This is a genomic window from Actinomyces oris, from assembly GCF_001937445.1.
Taxonomy (GTDB): Bacteria; Actinomycetota; Actinomycetes; order Actinomycetales; family Actinomycetaceae; genus Actinomyces; species Actinomyces acetigenes.
The window spans coordinates 67,357-89,207 of the sequence record NZ_MSKS01000009.1 but is presented as its reverse complement, the minus strand read 5'-3'; the positions used below and the strand labels follow the sequence as shown (position 1 = coordinate 89,207).

Annotated in this window: 17 protein-coding genes; 11 read left to right on the top strand and 6 right to left on the bottom strand. The window is 68.2% G+C overall.

The window, feature by feature from the left end:
• Nucleotides 1–10 precede the first annotated feature (10 nt).
• From hisS to BKH20_RS02735, 5 genes are all read left to right on the top strand, one after another.
• On the top strand, nucleotides 11–1,456 hold the full coding sequence (gene hisS, locus BKH20_RS02755) for a histidine--tRNA ligase (protein WP_075389852.1): 1,446 nt from the start codon (nucleotides 11–13) through the stop codon (nucleotides 1,454–1,456).
• On the top strand, nucleotides 1,453–3,249 hold the full coding sequence (locus tag BKH20_RS02750) for a dynamin family protein (RefSeq protein WP_075389851.1): 1,797 nt from the start codon (nucleotides 1,453–1,455) through the stop codon (nucleotides 3,247–3,249). Before hisS ends, BKH20_RS02750 begins: the two co-directional genes overlap by 4 nt.
• Complete coding sequence (locus BKH20_RS02745) at nucleotides 3,246–4,964, top strand: GTPase (protein WP_075389850.1); 1,719 nt, start codon at nucleotides 3,246–3,248, stop codon at nucleotides 4,962–4,964. Before BKH20_RS02750 ends, BKH20_RS02745 begins: the two co-directional genes overlap by 4 nt.
• Before the next feature lie 62 nt (nucleotides 4,965–5,026).
• Complete coding sequence (locus tag BKH20_RS02740) at nucleotides 5,027–5,653, top strand: CopG family transcriptional regulator (protein ID WP_075389849.1); 627 nt, start codon at nucleotides 5,027–5,029, stop codon at nucleotides 5,651–5,653.
• 111 nt (nucleotides 5,654–5,764) lie between these two features.
• Nucleotides 5,765–6,499, top strand: a complete 735-nt coding sequence (locus tag BKH20_RS02735; RefSeq protein WP_070663038.1) for a DUF4097 family beta strand repeat-containing protein — start codon at nucleotides 5,765–5,767, stop codon at nucleotides 6,497–6,499.
• Between the two features lie 90 nt (nucleotides 6,500–6,589).
• Here the strand turns inward: BKH20_RS02735 and BKH20_RS02730 are convergent, their stop codons facing one another.
• The 4 genes from BKH20_RS02730 to BKH20_RS02715 form a co-directional block, all read right to left on the bottom strand.
• On the bottom strand, nucleotides 6,590–9,166 hold the full coding sequence (locus BKH20_RS02730) for a DEAD/DEAH box helicase (RefSeq protein ID WP_075389848.1): 2,577 nt from the start codon (nucleotides 9,164–9,166) through the stop codon (nucleotides 6,590–6,592).
• A 305-nt stretch (nucleotides 9,167–9,471) separates the two neighbouring features.
• The gene (locus BKH20_RS02725; protein ID WP_075389847.1) at nucleotides 9,472–10,353 is read right to left on the bottom strand and encodes an ABC transporter ATP-binding protein; all 882 of its coding nucleotides are present in this window, start codon (nucleotides 10,351–10,353) and stop codon (nucleotides 9,472–9,474) included.
• Nucleotides 10,354–10,357: 4 nt separating this feature from the next.
• Nucleotides 10,358–11,425 carry an ABC transporter permease gene (locus BKH20_RS02720; RefSeq protein WP_075389911.1) on the bottom strand — a complete coding sequence of 356 codons (1,068 nt, stop codon included), beginning with the start codon at nucleotides 11,423–11,425 and terminating at the stop codon, nucleotides 10,358–10,360.
• Nucleotides 11,426–11,431: 6 nt separating this feature from the next.
• Nucleotides 11,432–12,613, bottom strand: a complete 1,182-nt coding sequence (locus tag BKH20_RS02715) for an ABC transporter substrate-binding protein (RefSeq protein WP_075389846.1) — start codon at nucleotides 12,611–12,613, stop codon at nucleotides 11,432–11,434.
• 1,005 nt (nucleotides 12,614–13,618) lie between these two features.
• On the opposite strand from BKH20_RS02715, the gene BKH20_RS02710 reads away from it, so the two are divergent.
• The 4 genes from BKH20_RS02710 to BKH20_RS02695 all read left to right on the top strand — a co-directional run bounded on the left by BKH20_RS02710 (nucleotide 13,619) and on the right by BKH20_RS02695 (nucleotide 19,435).
• The gene (locus BKH20_RS02710; protein ID WP_075389845.1) at nucleotides 13,619–15,826 is read left to right on the top strand and encodes a hypothetical protein; all 2,208 of its coding nucleotides are present in this window, start codon (nucleotides 13,619–13,621) and stop codon (nucleotides 15,824–15,826) included.
• Between the two features lie 178 nt (nucleotides 15,827–16,004).
• On the top strand, nucleotides 16,005–16,697 hold the full coding sequence (locus BKH20_RS02705; protein ID WP_256692995.1) for a DNA-directed RNA polymerase II: 693 nt from the start codon (nucleotides 16,005–16,007) through the stop codon (nucleotides 16,695–16,697).
• A gap of 106 nt (nucleotides 16,698–16,803) precedes the next feature.
• On the top strand, nucleotides 16,804–18,621 hold the full coding sequence (gene aspS / locus BKH20_RS02700) for an aspartate--tRNA ligase (RefSeq protein WP_075389843.1): 1,818 nt from the start codon (nucleotides 16,804–16,806) through the stop codon (nucleotides 18,619–18,621).
• A 46-nt stretch (nucleotides 18,622–18,667) separates the two neighbouring features.
• On the top strand, nucleotides 18,668–19,435 hold the full coding sequence (locus BKH20_RS02695) for an alpha/beta fold hydrolase (RefSeq protein WP_075389842.1): 768 nt from the start codon (nucleotides 18,668–18,670) through the stop codon (nucleotides 19,433–19,435).
• Between the two features lie 145 nt (nucleotides 19,436–19,580).
• Here BKH20_RS02695 and BKH20_RS02690 read toward each other — a convergent pair whose 3' ends face one another.
• The gene (locus BKH20_RS02690) at nucleotides 19,581–19,904 is read right to left on the bottom strand and encodes a hypothetical protein (RefSeq protein WP_075372307.1); all 324 of its coding nucleotides are present in this window, start codon (nucleotides 19,902–19,904) and stop codon (nucleotides 19,581–19,583) included.
• Nucleotides 19,888–20,217, bottom strand: coding sequence for an ArsR/SmtB family transcription factor (locus tag BKH20_RS02685; protein WP_075389841.1), 330 nt, complete (start codon nucleotides 20,215–20,217; stop codon nucleotides 19,888–19,890). Before BKH20_RS02685 ends, BKH20_RS02690 begins: the two co-directional genes overlap by 17 nt.
• An 84-nt stretch (nucleotides 20,218–20,301) precedes the next feature.
• Between BKH20_RS02685 and BKH20_RS02680 the strand changes: the two genes are divergently transcribed.
• Nucleotides 20,302–21,075, top strand: coding sequence for a glycerophosphoryl diester phosphodiesterase (locus tag BKH20_RS02680; RefSeq protein WP_075389840.1), 774 nt, complete (start codon nucleotides 20,302–20,304; stop codon nucleotides 21,073–21,075).
• Between the two features lie 56 nt (nucleotides 21,076–21,131).
• Nucleotides 21,132–21,749, top strand: coding sequence for an L-threonylcarbamoyladenylate synthase (locus tag BKH20_RS02675; protein WP_070663026.1), 618 nt, complete (start codon nucleotides 21,132–21,134; stop codon nucleotides 21,747–21,749).
• The last annotated feature ends 102 nt before the right edge of the window (nucleotides 21,750–21,851 follow it).

Genomic DNA, 21,851 nt, shown 5'->3' with positions numbered 1-21,851 from the left:
TCATGACACAATGCGGACCATGGCACAGGTACGACAAGCTCTCTCCTCACTGTCCGGCTTCCCCGAGTGGCTCCCTGCGGGCCACATCGTCGAGCAGCACTTCGTCGACATCCTGCGCCGCACCTTCGAGCTCCACGGCTTCAGCGGCATCCAGACCCGTGCCGTCGAGCCGCTGAGCGAGCTGACGAAGAAGGGGGAGACCTCCAAGGAGGTCTACCTGCTCAGCCGCCTGCAGGCCGATCCCGCCGACGCCGAGTCTGAGACGGATCCGCGCAAGCAGCTGGGGCTCCACTTCGACCTGACCGTCCCCTTCGCCCGCTACGTCGTCGACAACGCCGGGCTGCTGACCTTCCCGTTCAAGCGTTACCAGATCCAGAAGGTCTGGCGCGGGGAACGGCCCCAGGAGGGGCGCTTCCGCGAGTTCATCCAGGCCGATATCGACATCGTCGGTGACGGCGCCCTGCCGCTCCACCACGACGTCGAGGTCCCCCTCATCATGCACGAGGCGCTCAGCGCCCTGCCGGTGCCCGCGGTCACCATCCACGTCTCCAACCGCAAGGTCGCTCAGGGCTTCTACCAGTCGATCGGCATCGACACGGACCGGCTCATCGAAGTCCTGCGCGTGGTCGACAAGCTCGACAAGATCGGCCCCGAGAAGGTGGCCGCCGAGCTCACCCAGAGCGTCGGCATCAGCGCGCAGCAGGCGGCGCAGGCCCTCAGACTCGCCACCATCACCGGCACCGATGGCCAGGACGTCTCCGATCAGGTCCTGCGGGCGCTGGCTGGCGCCGAGCCCACCGAGCTCCTCAACGAGGGCCTGGCTGAGCTGACCGCCCTGCTCGAGGCCACCGGACGCCGCCGCCCCGGCGCCGTCATCGCCGACCTCAAGATCGCTCGCGGGCTGGACTACTACACCGGCACGGTCTACGAGTCCTTCATGGCCGGCCACGAGGACCTCGGCTCGGTGTGCTCCGGAGGCCGCTACGACTCCTTGGCCACCAACGGCAAGCGCACCTTCCCCGGTGTGGGCATCTCCATCGGCCTGTCCCGGCTCCTGGCCCGCGTCATCGGTGAGGGCCTGGTGGAGGTCAGCCGCTCCGTGCCCACAGCGGTGCTCGTGGCCGTCACCGACGAGGCCCACCGCTGCGCCTCCGACGCCATCGCCGATGCGCTGCGCGCCCGCGGCATCAGCGCCGACGTGGCCCCCAGCGCCGCCAAGTTCGGCAAGCAGATCAAGGCCGCGGACAAACGGTCCATCCCCTTCGTGTGGTTCCCCGGCGGTGACGGAGCCCCCGACTCGGTCAAGGACATCCGCTCCGGCGAGCAGGTCGAGGCCGACGCCGCCTCCTGGCAGCCGCCCACCGACGACGTCGCCCCACGGATCACCGTCAGCCCGGCCGCAGCCTGTTCCCCGGCCGGTGGCCAGGACGGCCGCGAGGGCGACTCAGCCTCATGACCCCCAGCCGGAGCGAGTCCAGCAGCACGCACCACGTCCAGCAGGCGACCATGGCGCTGTCCGCCCTCCGGGACAGCCTGACGGCCCTGTCCATGCCCTACGTCCTTCAGGGAACCGCCGCCGCCGCCGACAAGGCCACGCTCATCCGCGACCAGCTCGGCGACTACATCCTTCCCCGCCTGGCCAGCCTGGACGCCCCGCTGCTGGCCGTGGTCGGCGGCTCGACCGGGGCCGGCAAGTCGACCCTCGTGTCCTCACTCGTTCGCAGGCACGTGGCCAGGGCCTCGGCGATCCGCCCCACCACGCGTCGCCCCCTGCTGCTGCACGCACCGACCGACGCCGCCTGGTTCGACACCGACCGGGTCCTGGGCTCCCTGTCGCGCATGCGTGTGGACGCCGACGCACCGGCGAGCCCTGCCACCGACCACACCCCCAGAGAGCTCGAGCTGCGGGCCTGCGAGGGGCTGCCCGAGGGACTGGCGATCGTGGACGCACCCGATGTCGACTCCGTGGTCGAGGACAACCGGGACCTGGCCGCGACGCTCCTGGCCGGGGCAGACCTGTGGATCTTCGTCACCACGGCGGCGCGCTACGCCGACGCCGTCCCCTGGGAGCACCTTCGGGCCGCGGCCGAGCGGCACATCACGGCCGCCATCGTCCTGGACCGCGTACCGCAGGGCGCGCAGATCGAGGTGGAGGCCGACCTGCGGCGCCGGCTCGCGGAGGCGAACTTGGCTGAGGCGCCCGTCTTCACGATTCCCGAGACCGCTCTGGACGATGACGGCTTCCTGCCTGAGTCCTACGTATCGCCGCTGCGCCAGTGGCTGGGGGCACTGGCCTCCGATGCGGCCGCCCGCCAGGACGTCGCGCACCGCAGCCTGACCGGCGCCATCGGTTCCCTCCTGGCGCAGAGCGAGCTGCTCGCCGTCGAGCTGGCCTCCCAGGAGGCCGAGCACGCCGAGCTGCGTCGAGCAGCCACCTCCGAGCACGATGACGCTCTGGAACGCGTCATCGAGGCCACCGAGGACGGTTCCATGCTGCACGGTGAGGTGCTGGCCCGCTGGCAGGAGTTCGTGGGAACCGGGGACCTGTTCCGGTCCTTGGAGGCGCAGGTGGGGAGGGTCCGCGACCGCGTCACGTCGCTCCTGCGGGGACGTCCGGCGCCCGCCAAGCGCGTTGAGCAGGCGATCGGCTCCTCCCTGGTCGAGCTCCTGGTCGCCGAGTCCCAACGGGCCTGTCTGGCCACGGAACGCTCCTGGAGACGGGCCGGCACCTCCCAGCAGGCCCTGAACCGGGCTCTGGCTGAGGTGCCCAGTCAGACCGGGCTGGAGGTCGTCGCCGCGGCCCTCGTCCACGACTGGCAGCGTCAGGTTCTCACGCTCGTTCGAGCCGAGGGCTCTGACAAGCGGCTCACCGCCCGCCTGCTGTCCCTGGGGATCAACGGCGCCGGAGTCGTTCTCATGATCCTCGTCTTCGCCCACACCGGCGGACTGTCCGGGGGAGAGGTGGGGATCGCGGGCGGCACTGCCATCCTGGCTCAGCGCGTTCTGGAGGCCGTCTTCGGAGACCAGGCGATGCGCGGCATGACCAAGCGGGCCCGGGAGGACCTCTGCGAGCGTGCCACGGCCCTGTTCGCCAACCAGGCGAAGTGCTTCACCGATGCTCTTCCGCTACCCACCCCCAGCGCCGACACGCTGCGAGAACAGCTTCAGGCCTGCCAGGAGGCGGCCACGTCGTTGCGCGCCCTGCCGGCGGCCCGCGGCCGTCGGACGGCCGGCAGGAGGGCCAGGTGACGACCGACGGCCCCGGCGCGCTAGACCTGCCGCAGGTTCTTGAGGACCTGGCCAGGGCCGTCGACCTGGGCGAGCGGCTCGGTCTGGGCGAAGAGCTCACCCAGGCCCGTAACGTCCTCACGCAGGCCTCCCACCGACGGCGTCTGGCGCCGCAGACCACCGTGGCGGCCCTTCTCGGGGCGACCGGGTCGGGCAAGTCCAGCCTCGCCAACGCCATGGCCGGCTCCGAGGTGTCCCGAACCGCCCGCACCCGTCCGACGACCACCCAGCCCCTCGCCGTCGTCCCAGACACGGCTGTCGAGGCCACTGAGCTGCTGGACTGGCTCTCCATCAGCCACAGGGTGCGCGTCGACGGTGACTGGGCCCTGGGCGGGTCCACGGTGCTGGTCGATCTGCCCGACATCGACTCCGACGAACCCGCGCACCGGGTCATCGCCCAGCGCATGGCGGGCAAGGTCGATGTCCTGGTGTGGGTCCTCGATCCGGAGAAGTACGCCGATGGCGTCGTTCATCGTGATTTCCTCCTTCCCATGGCGGCGCACGCCGAGGTCATGGTGGTCGCCCTCAACCAGGTGGATCGGCTCGACCCTGAGAGCCGGGACGCGGTGCTCAGCGACCTCAGGAGGATTCTGGACCGGGAAGGTCTTGGAACCGTCTCAGTGATTCCCGTCAGTGCCCGCACCGGACAGGGCGTTGAGACCCTGGCGCACGCCGTGGCTTCCGTCGCCTCCAGCAGGCTGGCCAGCGCTCGAAGTCTCGTCGCCCACGCCAGGCGCGCAGCCAGTGAGCTGGGGGAACGCACGGGGCTCATCACTCCATTAGGCCTCGGTGCGCCAACACCGGATCCGGCCGCTCGGCAGGCGCCGCAGGTACGTCAGTCCCTCGATACGCTTCGGCTGGCGGCCGCGAGCCTCGCCGGAGTCGACGTCGTCTCGCAGGCGGTTGAAGGATCGGACCGTCACCGGGCCCATACCCGAGTCGGTTGGTTCTGGCTGCGGTGGATCGAGCACCTGCGGCGCGACCCGCTTCGAGCCCTTCACCTGGGAACCGGGCGACCACCGGCCCAGAAGTCCGCAGACGCCGAACAATCCGACGGCGCCACGGGCCCCGACGTCATCGACCTGACCTCCCTGCCCCCCGCAGGACCTGCCGCAAGGGGCAGGCTGCGCAGCAGCGCTCACGTCTACGCCGTGGCGGCCTGCTCCGCTCTGCCCGGCGACCTGGCCGCCCAGGCCGTCCTGCGCAGTGACGAGCGTGCTGAGAGGCTTGCCGAGCCTCTGGAACTGGCTGTGGCCCAGGTGGACTACGGGACGTGGAAGCGCCCGGTCTGGTGGAGGCTGGCCAACGTGCTGCAGTGGGTGACCGCGCTGACGGCACTGATCGGCGGGCTGTGGCTGGTGACCATTCACGTCCTGGAGGACTACCTCCTGCTCATCAGCATCGACGTTCCGCGCTGGGGGGCAGTCCCCTGGCCCACCATCCTCCTGCTCGGAGGCCTGCTGACCGGACTGGTCCTGGCAGGGCTGGGAACGTTCCTGGCCCGCCTTCAGGCCAGACGCCACAGCAGACGGATCATTGAGCGCTTGCGCCGGGCCACCGACGAGGTCGTGAACGCCGAGCTCATCGAGCCGCTCAAGGCCGAGACGCACGGATGGGTGGAGCTTGCACGGACTCTGGATCGAATCATCTCGAATGACGCCATTCACTCACATTGAATGACACCATTGTGGCGTCATGCTCTCTGGACAGGCATGACTGATGGTGTCAAAATGGTGCCATGCGTGTGGATGCCTACACCGAGACCTTGCGCCGGACCCTTGTGGAGACCTCGTCCCTGGGCGACGAACGGACCCAGGAGGTGGCCCGCTCCCTGACGGCGGCACTCGATCCGGCTCTGCGCCTCGTGGCCCTGCAGATGCTGACGGACACCGCTGATGAGCTCAACAGCGAGCTCGACGGAGCACATGTCACCGTGGTGATGGACGGCTCGACGCCTCATCTTCTGGTAACCCAGGCTGATCGGTCTGATGAGCAGGATCAGGGCTACGTGACGGGGACGGAACGCTATACCGATACTCCGGCGCACGCGGCACCTGAGGTGCAGGAGGGACCGGAGGTCCGTACAACGCTGCGCCTGCCCGAGTCGCTCAAGCAGCAGATCGACGCCGCAGCCCGGAGCCAGGGACGCTCGGTCAATGCCTGGCTCGTCGAGGCGGCTCGCAGCGCGCTGGCAGGACATGAGTCGCCGTCAGGCTCTTGGAGCTCAGCGGGTACCTGGAGCGTTGGCAGTGGGGCCGCTCGTGGTGGCAGTGAGCTCGACGGCGTCGGAAACCGCTCCGGCCGGCCCACTGGACCGACAGGGCGGCAGACCTCGGGGGTGAAGCTCACTGGGTGGTTCGGCTGATCCGTGCCACCGCGCCGTCGTGCCACCGACTTGGTCCGAGCCCAATCACTTCTCCGCTGCCTGACCAGTGCGGCAGTCCGCGCAGACACCTGAAACCTGAGGAGACCACCCATGCCGATATGGACCTTTGACCTTCCCGACGACGTTCAGCCGAACCTCGTCCTGGACCTGTCCACCCTGAGTGTGGTGACCGCGCCGGGGGTGAGCAGCACGATCACCGTCGAGGCCGACGAGATCCTGGAACCCCTCCTGGATGTCACCGCCGACGGAGCCAAGGTGAGCATCCGTCAGATCGCTCTCGTGGGACGTGAGCGATTTGCGGGCATTTGGCCATGGGGCCCGCAGACATCTCGGGTTCGGGTCACGGTGCCGCACGGTACGCGCCTGGATGCCCGCCTCGATGCCGGATCGATCAGCGCTGAGCACTCCTGGGAGCAGGTGCAGATACGGACCTCGGCGGGATCGATCCGGCTGGGCGACTGCACGAGTGCGCAGGTGCACGCCGACGCCGGCTCCATCGTCATCGGTGCCCTGCATGACGGGAACGTGCGGGCCCAAGCCGGTTCGGTGCGCATCCGCTCCACCTCCGGCACCGTGTTGGCCCACACGGAGGCCGGCTCGGTCAAGATCGTTGAGGCGTATGAAGGATCCTTGGATCTGTCCAGTGAGATGGGAACCGTGTCGGTGGGGGTGCCTGAGGGAACTGCGGTCCTGGCGGACTGCCATTCCGACTTCGGTCGAGTCACGATCGACCTGCCCCGCCAGGATCACCCCGAGCTGTTCGAGAGGCGCCTCGAGCTGAGGGCTCGCGCGCAGATGGGAACTGTGCGGGTGCGCAGGGGCTGAGCACCCACCAATGCGGCGGCCAGCCGGCAGAATACTGGGGGCGGCAACACGCGTTGCCGCCCCCAGCCGCATCAGTGGAGTCCTCTGGACTCAGCGGTCGCCGCGTCGGCCGCGGAAGCCGCCCCGGTTGCCGCCGAAGCGGTTCTGGTTGCGCTCGCCGTAGCCGCGGCGGTCATCCCGGTAACCGTCGCGGTCATAGCCGCGACCGCCCCGGTCCTCGCGTCGGCCGCGGAAGCCGTCCCGGTCGCCACGACGCTCGTCCCACCGACGGTTGTCACGGCGCTCCGAGCGGTCGTAACCGCCCCTGCCGCCGCGCCCATCACGGTCCTTCCAACCGCGCTCGCCGTCATCACGGCGGGGACGGAAGCCGCGCTCACCGCGATCCTTACGGTCCTCCCAGTCACGGCGCTTGGGACGACGCTCTGCGCCATTGGGGCCGGACCAGCCGTGACCCGGGCCCTCGTCGGGGCGGATCCGCAGCTCGCGGCCCCCAAAGGTCGCCCGCCCCATGACGCTCAGCTGCTCGGGGCTGAGGTCGGCGTAGATCGTGACCAGGGAGAAGGACTGAAGGATGTCGATCTTGCCGATGTCGGAGCCCTCGATACCGCCCTCGTTGGCCAGTGCACCAACGATCGCGCCGGGAAGGACCCGGTCCCGGTGCCCCACCTCTACGCGGTAGACGGTCCCGGGACCCTCGTGCTCGCGGCGCCCGGAACGGGTGGCCGAGCGGCGTCCCTCCCCTCGGTCGCCCCGTTCGCCGCGACGGTTCTTCTCACGCCCGCCTTCGAAGGACGCCGACAGGAAGGTCCCCTCGGAATCGAGGTTCTCCTCCCGGCGGGCGCGCTGGGGGCGCTCACCGCCACGCTCCTCGCGCCTGCGCGGTCCCTCATCACCCACGGCCAGAGCCAGCAGCGTGGCCGCCAGCTCCTCGACGTCGATATCCAGCTGCCGGGAGGAGTCGGTAACCAGCGGAAGGTACATGTCCAGCCGGCCGCGCTCATGGCGGGCCGCCGCCTTGGACAGGAGCTTGCGGGCGCGGTGCTCGGAGACGTCCGCGGGGGAAGGCAGGGTGATCTCCTCCAGACGGGTCCCGGTGAGGCGCTCGATCTGGCGGAGCTTGCCCTTCTCCTTGGGGGTCAGGAAGGTGACGGCCTCACCATGGCGGCCGGCGCGGCCCGTGCGACCGATACGGTGCACATAAGCCTCGGCCTCACGGGGCACGTCGAAGTTGACGACCAGGCCGATGCGGTCCACGTCCAGACCCCGGGCGGCGACGTCCGTGGCCACCAGCACGTCAAGGGTGCCGGCGCGCAGCCGCTCCACCAGGCGCTCGCGCTCGCGCTGGGGTACGTCACCGGAGATCGCTGCGGCCTGGATGCCCCGGCCCGCCAGCTCGATGGCGACGTCCTCGGCCGTGGACTTGGTCCGCACGAAGACGATGGCGGCCTCGGCGTCGGTGACGGCCAGGACTCGGGACACGGCGCCGATCTTGTGGCGGAACGGAACCACCGCGTAGGTCTGGTGGACGGTGGCGACCGTGGAGGCAGGCCTGGAGACCTCGACCTGAACGGGCTCGTGAAGGTGCTGGCGTGCCACGGCCTGGATGGCCGGAGGCATTGTCGCTGAGAACAGGGCGGTGCGTCGATCGGCGGGGAGGGACTGCGCAATCGTCTCGACGTCCTCGGCGAAACCCATGCGCAGCATCTCATCGGCCTCGTCCAGGACGAAGTAGCGCACGTCGTCGAGCTGGAGCGCGCCCTTGTCAATGAGGTCGATGACGCGGCCGGGGGTGCCGACGACGACCTGGGCGCCGCCCTTGAGCGCGCCGATCTGGGGGCCGTAGGGGGCACCGCCGTAGACGGCCACCACCTCCAGGCCGCGGGAGCGGGCGGCCATGTCGGTGATGGCCTCGGCGCTCTGGAGCGCGAGCTCGCGGGTGGGGGCCAGGACGAGTGCCTGAACCACGCTGTCGCGCGAGTCGACGGCGTCGAGCAGCGGCAGCCCGAAGGCCGCCGTCTTGCCGGTACCGGTCTGGGCGACGCCGACGACATCGCGGCCGGCCAGCAGGACCGGGATCGCCTCCTTCTGGATCGCGGTGGGGGTCACGAAGCCCATGTCGGTGACGGCCTTGAGCAGGTCCGAAGGAAGACCCAGGTCGGCGAAGGTGATCTCCTCGTCCTCCTGAGCGGTCCTTACCTCGATCTTGTCCCGGTTGCGCGGGGAGGCGGTGTGCTCGGCGTCGTGCCGGTGGCCGTCAGAATCAGTGTCGGAATCGGCGTCGATGAAGGGGGCATGGCCGTCGACCTCATCCTCATCAATGTCGACGCCGTCGTCCTCGTCGGAGTTGTCGATCCCGTCCTCCGGGTCGGCCTCGGGGCGGTTTCGGTCGATGTCGTCCGCCTCGTCGTCGTGGTCGACGTCCTCAGGGTCCTCGGGGGAGTCGGAGGAGGCGGGAGTGGCGAAGTCCGCGGGGGAGGAGGTGGTGTCATCGGATTGGCGCGGCGTGGCAACGGCGCCGTTCTCGTCGTTCTCGCCGTTCTTGGCCGGGTCGGCCGGCTCGCCGCCGGAGAGCTCGGCGGAGAAGAGCGCGTCAAGGCTGAGAGGGCCGTTGCTGTCGGCGTTCTGAGCGTCGGAGGTGCCGGGCGCAGTGCTGCTGGAGTGAGTCATGAAGTTTTCCCATATCTGTCCCCATGAAGATGGTGGGGACCGCGGCGGAGTGTGGGGGAGGACCTTTTGTCCTCCGCTCTTTGCCGTACCTGGCCCACCACACTCGCCCCGCACCCGGACTGGCCGGGTGACTCATGGGCTAACACGCACAGACTCACGGGATGCTCATGCCGCACACCGGGTGCGGCAGAACCCGAACGGGGTCAACAGGGCACGGATCGCTCCTATATCCAGGCTACGGGAGAATCGGCGGAACTCCGTGCTCCACGGGCTGGATCACAGGTGAGGTCGGTCTCGTGGCCCGATCACCGGCCCAGGAGGCTGAGGATCTCCCGACGCAGCTCGCGAACCTCCTCACTTGACTCGTCGTGCTCGGGCACCTCGATGTCGGCGACGATGTGCGCGGGGCGCTCGGACAGGACGACCACTCGGTTGGACAGGCGCAGGGCCTCGTCCACGTCGTGGGTGACCAGGACGGCGGTGAAGCGTTGGGACTCCCACAGCTTGAGGATCTCGTCCTGGAGCTGCAGGCGTGTCAGGGCGTCGAGCTTGCCCAGGGGCTCATCCAGGAGGAAGAGCCGGGGCCGGTTGACCAGGGCTCGGGCCAGCGAGGCCCGTTGAGCCATACCGCCTGAGAGCGTGGCGGGGTAGGAATCGGCGAAGTCCCGCAGCCCCACGATCTGCAGGGCGGCCTCCACCCGGCGCCGGTCGCGCTCCATACGGTCTCTCGCCTCGGGGCCCAGGGCGACGTTGTCCCGCACTGTCCTCCACGGCAGCAGCGTGGCGTCCTGGAACGCGAGCGCGCGCAGAGGCGAGGGCCCGGTCACCTGCGTGGAGTCGACGGTGACGCCGCCCTCGACGGGCTGCTCCAGCCCGGCCAACAGTCTCAGGATCGTGGACTTACCGCACCCGGAGGGCCCCACGAGCGAGACGAACTCGCCGGGTGCAACCGTCAGGTCGATGTTATTGAGGACGGCAAGCTGATCCGGCTTGGCAGCCTCTGCCCCATAACGAGCCCTCGCAGCGGGGGAGAACTGGCGCAGCAGCAGATGGAGCCACCCGTGCTCCAGATCATGGGACAAGGGGTAGCTGTGGGAGACACCAGTGAGATCGACCTGTGCGCCACGGGGGGCGGACGGAGTTGAGACCTGCGGCGCGCCAGCAGCCGTTGGAGAACTAGCAGACATCGGTTCACCACCTCACAAGGTTCTGCTGCCATGCCAGCAGCGAGGAGCGGATCTTGAACAGCATGACCATGAGCGTGCGGCAGAAGGTCACCAGAATGATGAGACCCACATACATCCGGGGGTAGTCCGCCCAGCCCTTGACCCAGTTGATGTACCAGGCCAGGCCCTTGTCGACGCCGGTCAGCTCGGCGGTCATGAGGGCGGCGAGCGAGGTGCCCAGGCCTGTGAACAGGCCGGTGAGCATGTCCGGTAACGCTGAGGGCACGGCCACCCGCCTGATGAGGAAGAGCTCGTCGGCTCCCAGCGTGCGGGCCATGTCGATGTAGTCGCGGCGCACGGAGCGTACGCCCGCGCGGGTCATGGTCGCCATGGGGAACCAGGCGCCGAAGCCGACGATGAAGGCTGCTGAGGCGTACGTCGTCGGAAGCAGCAGCAGCGCCAGCGGAAGGAGCGAGGCCGCTGGAACTGGGCCGATGGTCTGAAGGAGCGGATGGAGCCAGTAGTCGGCGCGCCTCGACCAGCCCATGAGCAGGCCCGTGAAGAACCCCAGCACCGATCCGGCCGTGTACCCGATGATGAACAGCAGCGCCGAGGCGCCCAGGCAGCTGAGCAGCAGCCTCCAGTCACCGATGAAGGAGGCGATGAGTACCTCTGGGGCGGCGAAGTACGGCGGCGTGAGCAGTCCGAGCTTGGATGTTGTCAGCTGCCAGACGATGAACCATGCGCCGGTGGCGTTGATCCAGGGCAGGAAGTGCGTCAGTGACCTCGCTGCCGGAGAGGCCGGTCGGACCCGTGCCGTGAGTGTCCACGCGATCAGGGCGATCAGCCATGTCCCGGCAAGAACTGCGACTGGAGTGGTTGACTCCTTGCGGAGAAGGTCTGCCTGCGGCAGGGCGATGACGATGACCAGGTAGGCCAGCCACAGGAACAGTGCCGTCGTGCTCACAAGAGGACCTGCGCTGGAACGGCGGTCGCTTGGTGCGCTCTGCCTGGCTGTGGAGGAGGGCGGTTGTGGAAGCCGATCGTCGATGGGCTTGGAGGATGCGGTCGTGGGGCTCACCTCAGTGGGCATGGTCAATCAGTCCTTGATGCCGAGGTCGGCGACGACGGTGTCGGTCAGCTTCCGGGCGGAGACGTCGGATGCGATGAAACCGGTCCCCTTGAACTTCTCGATGCCGGGCTCGATCGCGGCCCGGAACCTGGAGGCCGAGGCCTTGAACCCGTATGTCTTGAGCACCCGGACGACGACGTCCTGGTCCGCGGCGACGTAGTCGTTGTCGACCTCGATCTTGGCGATCTCCTCGATGTGGTCCGGAACGTAGGCCGAGCCCTTCAACCAGGCCTCGGTCAGAGCCTTCGCCTCCTGGGGCTGCCGACGTACGAAGTCCCCGTTGAGTGCCACCGAGCAGCAGAACTCCTCAGCGTCGTTGTTGGCCAGCTCACGGGCCGTCCCGTTGAAGACGGGAAGCAGCGGTCCGGGGTCGGAGCCCATGATGGCGTCCACCTGACCGTCGCTCAGCGCGGTCCCCAAGGAGTCCGCATCGACTGTGCGCCACGTGATGTCGCCTCCATCCGGCTTGACGTTGATGCCGGCCTCCGACAGCCCGATCGCGAAGTAGGCGAAAGCGGATGACGACAGTGACGGCACGCCGATGGTGGCGCCTTTCAGGTCAGCCAGCTTTTGATACGGAGAGTCCTTGCGCACCACCAGGCGCAGGCAGCCGGCGTGGAGCCCTGCGGTGAGCCTGGCATTGAGGCCGTTGTAGATCGGCTCCAGCCAGGAGAAGAAGATCCCAGGAGCGCCAATGTACTTGCCGGCGCCCACGCCGTCCTTGGTGTCCTCGGTCTGCTGGGTGCGCGCCAGCGTGACCTTCAGTCCCGCGTCGTCGAAGAAACCCTGATGGTAGGCGGCGTACAGCGGTGCGGCGCAGATGTCGCCGCCAATCACCAGGGGGAGTGCCTCGTGGGCCCCGATGACTCCTTGGTTGGTGCGCCGAATCGTCAGGTACGCGCCGGTGCCGACCACGGCAGCGGCTGCGAGCCCCCCAAACGTGAGCAGCGTGCGCCGTGACGGCTTGCCGTGATGCGACCGGTCCGACTCATTGGTGCCAAGATCGTCGATGTCGTCATCGGCTGCCAGAATCGCGGCGGCGTTGTCAGCCGTGACCTCCTGAGACTCCACGACCTCGGCGTCCGATGGAACCGAGGTCAAGGAGTCGGAGTACTGGGGCGGATGGGAGGAAGAAGAGGACGTGGACATGGTTTCTCCTGTGGTGGTGGGAACGGACCGCGATGCGCAAGACGCTGAGGCGTCCCTGTGAAAACGGTGGAGGAGGAGCACGAGAAGCCCGAGCAGAGTGAGCTGGGTAGGAGCGGACACAGCCTCAGGCCATCAGCGCTTGTGGAAGGGCGTCCCCGTACTCTGACGAGCGGAACACGCGGCACGGGAGCCCTGAAGGTCATGGCCGGTCATCGTTCTCGGCCGGTGTCAGAGCTGTAGTGAGGCGTCGTCGCGATCCCCGGGCAGGTGCAGCACTGGGGGAGGGGAAGGGATCAACAGGCCCGACAGCAACACATCTGCGCACCACACATGACCGCGAGCGCCTGTGCGCCTCGAGCGGCTGTGGTCGTCAGAACGATGTGCGTCATGAAGGCCACCCTACGCCACCCTCCCCGGAACAATGCAAGCCTGCCATTCGTCTCATGATGGGAGCGTCCCATCGCCGGATCGCTGCAGAACTGGTAGCGGGCTGCGTGACCGGCTCACCTTCGGACGGTGCCGGTCAGTCTCCATGGTGTGCGCAGCGGATCGCGGGGGCTCGATGCTCACGAGCAGGACCTGGGGTCCTGCGGCTGGGCCACCTGAGGTGCTTCGTGTGCGACCGCCGTCGGCGAGAGCGCGCTGTGGGGGCCGGATCTACTGCGCAAATAAAACCGTGACACAAAAGAAATCTTGGCTACAAAGAGATCACGTACCCCAATTTATCGTTACCAATGCTCGAGTTTCCTCAAGGCTCCCGGTTCTGAACGGTCTCAGCCCGACCGGTTGACGGGTTACCGCTGTGTATACTTAATCCGGAATCGACAACGCGGACGATGCTTTCGGGTGATAGCGGATTCTTAGAAGGGAGGCGTCCGTCTATCATCGTTCGAGAAAGGCCGTCGCGCCTGCTTCGTGGCGCGTACTTTCCTCGTGCATCTCGGTTGTCAGCCATTCGCTGTACGAGTAAGTCCACCTGTCCCCGCCCGTGAACGAGACCACGTCATGCAATACGCTCAGCGGCTGCTCGCCGCCCTCCCTTCTACCCGGGGTGGCCTGCGATCGATTCTTGCTGTTCTGACAGCCTTCGGCATTGTTCTGGCCACCGCTGGTGTGGCCGCCATGCCCCTCCTGAACGAAGGCAAAGCCGTTGAGGACACGGAGAACAGCTCGGCCTGCCACCCCGCAGCCAGAATGGTCTACCCCGAGGGCCAGTCGGCACCCGAGTACGTGGTGCCGGTCTATGAGACCAAGTACGGCGTCGAATCGATCCTGTCGGACTGGTGCAGTACCGCAGAGAAGGTCCTGGAGGACCCCACCATCACGCTCAACGTCGTCGAGGGCAAGACCGTCACCCCCTACCTGCTCCCCGGCATCAAGGCCGAGCTTGAGCGTCCGGCTCCCGCCAACGGCGAGCAGGACGTGTTCATCCCGACTGACTACCTTGTCAAGGGTGTGCGTCAGGTCACCGGCGACAGCGGCTGGGAGGTCGGCACGAAGGTCTTCAGCCTCACCTACACCAGCGGAACGGTGAGCGCCACGACGGGCCTGTTCTCCTTCGTCAAGCAGGACCCGGACATCATCAACCCCCCGGCCCCCGAGCCCACGCCGGAGCCGGCTCCCGAACCGACTGCGGAGCCCACCTCAGAACCGAGCGCTGCGCCCGCACCCGAACCGGCTCCCGAGCCGACGGCCGCACCCACCGCAGAACCGACTCCTCAAGCCACGACTGAACCGTCGGCGGCGCCTTCGGCTTCCCCCACACCGGAACCTGCACCAACACCTTCACCGACTCCCTCTGCGGCGCCCAGCCCGTCGGCCAGTCCTTCCACGACTGCCTCGCCCAGCTCATCGCCCTCGCCTTCCCAGTCTCCCAAGCCCGAGCCGACTGCCTCCGCTCAGCCGAGCGCCACCGCTAAGACGTGCCAGGACAAGCCCGCCGTCCAGGTGCTCAGCTCCGATGGCTCAGACCTTCAGGGGGAAGAGCCCGCCTACGACCCGGATACTGCAGTCAAGGTCCGCGGTACGGGCTGGTGCTCCCAGGGGACGATGCTCGACGGCGAGAAGCCGGTCGAGATCAAGGTCGCGGCCTACGGCGGGTACGTGGTTCCGGGAACGCTCTCGGTTCCCGTCACCTTCCATCACGGGTCCTTCGAGGCCCAGCTCAACCTGTCGGCCCTCTACACCGGGGGGAACGTCGACAAGGGGCGCTACTACCTGCAGCTCTCGCTCATCGATTCCGGGCTGATGGCCGCCACCAACATCTTCGCCCTCAACAAGGCCGTCACTCCGCAGCCCAAGCCGGAGCCGTCCCCCGCGCCGCACACCACCGGCCCCGATCAGAACGCCCAGAGGCCGAACCCCAATGGCGGCGGACGCCCCGGAACGGACAATGCCCCTGGCAACAACCCAGGTGGCGGCACGGGCTCCGGCGCGGGTTCAGGTTCAGGCGCGGGCGCAGGAGGCCAGGACGACTCCTCGGAGCAACAGACAACCGATGCCGGGTCGGACTCCCGCTCCTCGACCTCGCAGGACGACTCCGCCCGCCAGCAGACCGACACAGATGCGGTGCCCGCCCCGAACGCCGGAGACTCAGAAGCCGAAGGCGCCCATGCCCCGGAAGACTCCGCGGCCTCGGCGCAGGACTCACCTGAGGCCGACGCGGCCTCTCAGCGCACCACCCGTCCCGACCGGAGCCCGGTGGCCCCAGTGACCAGTGCAGCGCACCTGAGCGCGGACAACGCCGGCTCGCTGTCCGGGTCCCGCCAGGGCAACATCGTCAACCTCGTCCTGCCCAAGTCCAAGGTGCAGGCGGGCGAGTGGGTCTCGGTGTTCGTCTTCCCCGGAGCCACCACCAAGGGCTGGGTACAGGTTGACGATGCCAACAGCGTCTCCATCGATATCTCGACATTCAACTCCGGCTCCTACGAGCTGGCGGTGGCCGATCGAGACAACAGCCTCCTGGGGTGGGCGAAGCTGGAGATCTCCTCTGCATCCTTCGATCCTCGCAACCCGGCACAGGCCCAGCTGCTGACCTTCCCGGACACGGCGGCCGCGCCCACCAAGGGCCTCAGCGCCAACGACATGCTCCTGGGGACCGCTGGGGGACTACTGGTCGTCGGAGCCGTGAGCCTGCTGGTCGCCGCGTTCTCCGGAATGCCGCTGCGCGCACCACGGACCACCCAGCAGCCGCGGCTCCCGCGCAGGCACTGAGCCGGAGTGGTAGGAGAACGTCAATGACATCGTCAAGGGGCCGGAGCACGCGGCCGTGGAAAGGAGGTGGGAGCAGATGATCCGGATGCTCCGGAATGCTGAGCGCATACGGCGTGAGCGGCATCCTGCGCCGGCTCGGTATCGGACCGGCTTCCAGCGCCTCCAGGGATCACCGCGCGTGCTCGTCATCGTCTGCTCTGTCCTCCTGGCCTCCCTGGCGGCGCTGGTCTCCACGAGTCCCGCTGCCAGGGCGGACACCAAGACCGGTCCCTCCACCACAGGGACCGCCTCAACGGTCAGCCCTTCGACGGTCGCCGTGGGAGGAACGATCATGTACACGCTCTCAGGATTTCCCAGTGGTGTGACGGTCCAGGTCCTCATCGACGACGGCGCGCTGGTCGCCTCGCGCCCCTCGGAGTCCGAGGTGGTCGCCACGATCACCGTCAAGAAGGACGGCACTGCGGCAGGCTCCTTCGAGCTTCCTGAGTACGTCGAGCAGGGAAACCACTGGCTGCGATTCCGGGTCTCCGGGGCGCAGGGGGAGAGCGGCCAGGAGGGCAACGCGGCGGACTACACCAACAAGAGCCCCTACTTCACAGTATCGGGCGTCACGGTCATTGGCGGGTCCGCCCCTCCCACCGTTCCACCGGCTCCCACGCCGCCACCCCGTCAGGTCGCGGCAATGGGGCAGTCCAACGCAGCCGCGGCCTCCGGCATCCAAGCCGCTGGGGCGGCTGGTGAGTCGACCGGGTTTCCGATCATCGGTGCCTCCGTCCTCGCGCTCAGCGTGATCCTGGTGGTGCTGTCGGTACTTGTAGCGATCAACCGTCGCAGGATGGCGGCCTATCAACGTCGTCGGGCCATGGCCTGAGGCCTGAGAGCCGAGGTCCTTGTAAACTGCCGCCGGCGCCCACCCGTCTCGTGGTGCGCCCCGACGGGCACCGGCTCAGTGCCCCACACGGAAGGAACCCAGCACCGTGCTGCGAACCCGTACCGCAGGCTCTCTGCGCACCTCAGACATCGGCCAGGTCGTGACCCTCACCGGATGGGTGGATCGACGTCGTGACCATGGAGGCGTGGCCTTCATCGACTTGCGGGACGCTTCGGGGATCGCCCAGGTCGTCATCCGCGAGGAGGTCGCCCACGACCTGCGCGCCGAGTATGTCCTGGCCGTCACCGGGGAGGTGAGCGCCAGGCCCGAGGGCAACGCCAACCCGAACCTGCCCACCGGCGAGATCGAGGTCGTCGTCTCCGACGTCGAGATCCTCAACGCCTCCGCGCCGCTGCCCTTCCAGATCTCCGACCACGCCGAGGACGCCGGGCAGGTCGGCGAGGAGGCGCGACTGCGCTACCGCTACCTCGACCTGCGGCGCAGCGCCATGCAGCACGCCATCCGCCTGCGCGCCAAGGTCAGCCAGGCCGCCCGCAGGGTCCTGGACTCCCACGACTTCGTGGAGATCGAGACCCCAACCCTCACCCGCTCCACCCCGGAGGGGGCCCGTGACTTCCTGGTCCCGGCTCGTCTGGCACCGGGCTGCTGGTACGCCCTGCCGCAGAGCCCGCAGCTGTTCAAGCAGCTCCTCATGGTCGCCGGCATGGAGCGCTACTACCAGATCGCCCGCTGCTACCGCGACGAGGACTTCCGCGCCGACCGCCAGCCCGAGTTCACCCAGCTCGACGTGGAGATGAGCTTCGTCGAGCAGGACGACGTCATCGCCGTCGCCGAGGACGTGCTTCGCGAGGTGTGGGCCCTCATCGACTACGAGCTGCCCACGCCCATCGCCCGCATGACCTACCGCGACGCCATGGAGAGGTACGGCTCGGACAAGCCCGACCTGCGCTTCGGCTGCGAGCTGGTGGACCTGACCGACTACTTCAAGGACACCACCTTCCGGGTCTTCCAGAACCCCTACGTGGGCGCCGTCGTCATGCCCGGCGGGGCCTCCCAGTCCCGACGCACCTTCGACGCCTGGCAGGAGTGGGCCAAGCAGCGCGGCGCCAAGGGCCTGGCCTATGTCACCGTCGCCGAGGACGGGACCCTCGGCGGGCCCGTCGCCAAGAACATCACCGACGCCGAGCGGGAGGGCCTGGCCCAGGCGGCCGGGGCCGAGCCCGGCGACTGCATCTTCTTCGCCGCGGGTCCCGTGGACTCCTCGCGCGCACTGCTGGGCGCCGCCCGCCTGGAGATCGGCAAGCGCTGCGGCCTCATTGACGACGACGAGTGGTCCTTCGTGTGGGTCGTGGACGCGCCCCTGTTCAAACCCTCCGCCGAGGCCAGGGCCGACGGCGACGTGGCCCTGGGCAAGTCCGCCTGGACCGCGGTCCACCACGCCTTCACCTCGCCCAAGCCCGAGTGCCTGGAGACCTTTGACACCGACCCGGGAAGTGCCCTGGCCTACGCCTACGACATCGTGTGCAACGGCAACGAGATCGGTGGCGGCTCCATCCGTATCCACCGCCGCGACGTCCAGGAGCGTGTCTTCAACGTCATGGGGATCGGCGAGCAGGAGGCCCAGGAGAAGTTCGGCTTCCTGCTGGACGCCTTCAAGTTCGGTGCTCCGCCGCACGGCGGCATCGCCTTCGGCTGGGACCGCATCGTCTCCCTGCTGACCCGGGCCGACTCCATCCGCGACGTCATCGCCTTCCCCAAGTCCGGTGGCGGCTTCGACCCGCTGACCGAGGCGCCCGCCCCGATCACGCCCGAGCAGCGCAAGGAGGCCGGGGTCGACGCCGTCCCGGACAACGAGTCCGGCTCTGCGGCGCAGGGCAAAGAAGGCGGGATGAAGCAGAGCTGAGTTCGCCGGTCGCGTCCGCTCGTCGCCTACACTCGATGAGGTGACGATGCTCGCGCTGCACGAGTGGGGCGATCCAGCGGATCCGCCGCTGCTCTTAGTCCACGGCCTGACCGAATCGGCTACCGCCTGGCCCGACGCCGTGGCCCGCTGGTCCTCCCGGTATCACGTCCTGGCGATCGATCAGCGGGGGCACGGGGCTTCCCCGCGGTGGGACGACGAGACCCTGACCCGGGCGCCGCAGACCATGCAAGAGGACCTTGAGAAGACACTGGTCCTGTTCTCGGAGCCGCCGGTCGTCGTGGCGCACAGTCTGGGAGGGCTCATGTCGCTGCGGGTGAGCGTCGCCCGGCCCGAGCTCGTTCGGGCACTGGTCCTGGAGGACGCCGCGCGTCCCACCGGGCACTGGGCCCCGGCCCCCTGGTTCGTGGAGCACCAGGAGCGCTTCCTGGACGCCTTCGCCGACGGCGGCGCTGCCGAGCGGGAACGCATGAGGCTCGAGACCTCATGGAGCGAATCCGAGATCGAGGGCTGGGCCGCGTGCAAGAGGCAGGTCGACCGCCGTTACATCCGCGAGGGTACCTATCTCGGCGAGGCCGACCTCATCAGCGCGGTCAACCGGCTGAGGATGCCGACGCTCTACCTGGCGCCCCGCCGCGGCAGCATGGCTCCTGACCCCTCTGAGGTGACCAATCCGCTTGTGCGCCTGGTGCTGCTTGACGGCGTCGGCCACTGCGTGCGGCGGGACGCCCCGGAGGCCTACCACGGGCTGGTTGATCCCTTCATCGAGGAAGTCTTCGCCGGTACCGGCCGGTGACCCGCCCCTGGGGCTTCCCTGCTGACGTCGGCGCCGGCCGACGCCTGCGGTATCGATCTGGTCATCAGTGTCTCCGACCCGAGTCAGAGCCTGGGCGAGCGCGTTGCCGTCGCGGTATCGCTGAGCGGGGGCCGGGTGCAGCGCGTCAGGCGGCGTGCGTGCAGGTCGGGCAGGAGCAGTCCTCGCAGGTGCACGAGGAGCAGGAGTCCGAGCAGTGCTCGCACGAGCAGGTGTTGTGGTTGCAGGTCGGGCAGGAGCAGTCCTCACACTCGCACACGGCACAGGAGTCCGAGCAGTGCTCGCACGAGCAGACGTCGCACTCGTCGTAGTGACCGTTGTCCTCGTGGTGGGCGTGACCGTTGTGAATGTAGTCCACGTGGTCGCCGTGGATGACGGCGGGGTGCCCGCAGTCCGGGCCGTGGGTGTGCTGGTGGGCCTCGGCGGGGCGGTGCTCAGTGGTGGCAGTCATGGTCGTGCTCCTTCGTGTGCTCAAGGGTGTCGATGAAGATGGATGCGACATGGTCGTCAATGAGGGAGTAGCTCTGGCGCTTTCCTTCGCGAACCGACTCGACCAGGTGGGCGTTGCGCAGTACTCGTAGGTGGTGGGAGACCAGAGGCTGGGACACCCCGAGGAACGTCACCAGCTCGGTGACGTCAGCAGGTGAGCTGATGAGGCGGTGGACGATGCTCGCCCTCATGGGGTGAGCCAGCGCCTTGAACAGCTGCACCACGGCGGAGTCCTCTCCGAGAGGGGCCTCCGGGGGCGTGGCGACCTTTCGCATACAAGAGATTTTATATCAACTTGTCTTGATGTCAAAGCGGTCTTCCGCGGAGCGTGCTCGTGCGGCCCGTGTAGCATTTGGGCCATGTCATCGGTGACCTCAAGCAGTGGTGGACGCACGTGTGGTGACGAGCGCATGATCTTCGGGCACCGGGGCCTGAGCTCGCTCGCCCCGGAGAACACCATGGCCGCCTTCCGCTGCGCGGTGGACCACCAGGTGGGCTGGGTGGAAGCGGACGTCGACGTCATCGGCGACGGAACTGTCATCATCTGCCACGACTCCACCCTGGACCGGACCACGAACCGTGCCGGTCGGTACGACGACCTGACGGTGGCCGACCTGGGCGGCATCGATGCCGGGGGCTGGTTCTCCCCTCGGTTCGAGGGCGAGCCGCTGCCCACCCTGAGGGATCTCATCGACCTCATGAACGACACCGGCCTCAACGCCAACATCGAGATCAAGCCCAACGAGACCGGCAAGGAGGCGAGCCTGCGTCTCGTCGACGGCGTCATCGCCCAGCTCGAGCGACTGCGTCCGGGCGTCGAGGTCATCGTCTCCTCCTTCAGCCACCTGCTGCTCCACCTGTTCAAGCAGCGCGCCCCGGAGGTTCCCGTGGGGTGCCTCTACGAGAGCCGGTCGCTGTCCGACGACTGGAGGAGCACCCTTGAGATCGTGGGCGCCGACTTCATCCATCCCGAGGACTCCGGCCTGACCCGGCAGCAGGTTCAGGCCTTTCGAACCGAGGGCTACGGCGTCAACGTCTGGACCGTCAACTCGCCGAGCCGGGCCAACGAGCTCTTCAACTGGGGGGTCACCGGCGTGTTCTCCGACGTCGCTCACCAGATCCCTCGCCGCTGACGCCCCCTCCCCTCGGAACGCTATGTGAGAACCGTCACCCGGGGTAAGGTTGGGGCATGGCACGTTACATCGAGCTCCACCCCGTCAACCCGCAGGCGCGTCTGGTTGAGAAGGTTGTCGACACGCTGCGCGACGGCGGCCTGGTCGCCTACCCGACCGACTCCGGATACGCCCTGGCCTGCGCACCGGGCAACAAGGAGGGGCTGGACCGGATCCGCACCATCCGCCAGCTCGACGGCAAGCACAACTTCACCTTTGTGTGCGCCGACTTCGCTCAGGTCGGGCCGCTGGCCATCGTGGGCAACAACGCCTTCCGGCTCATCAAGCGACTCACCCCGGGGCCGTGGACCTTCATCCTCAAGGGCACCAAGGACGTGCCCCGGATGACGCTCAACCCCAAGAAGCACACGCTGGGCGTACGCATCCCCGACCACGCCATCACCCAGTCCCTCGTCGCCGAGTTCGGCGCCCCCATCCTGTCCTCCACCTTCATCCGCCCCGGCCAGGAGGAGCCCGAGACCAACGGCTGGGAGATCCAGGAGTCCCTGGGGCACCTCATCGACGTCGTGATCGAGGGCCCGGTCGGGCAGGGCGAGCCCACCAGCGTCATCGACCTGACCGACGACGTCCCCGAGGTGCTGCGTGAGGGGGCCGGAGACATCAGCCTCCTGTGACCGACTCGGCCATCGCCGCGCTCGTGCTGCTCGCCGGGTCCGCATCGACGTGAGGTCTGGCAGGAACCCGTGAATCGTGCGCCCGCGGTGCTGGTGGCGGGG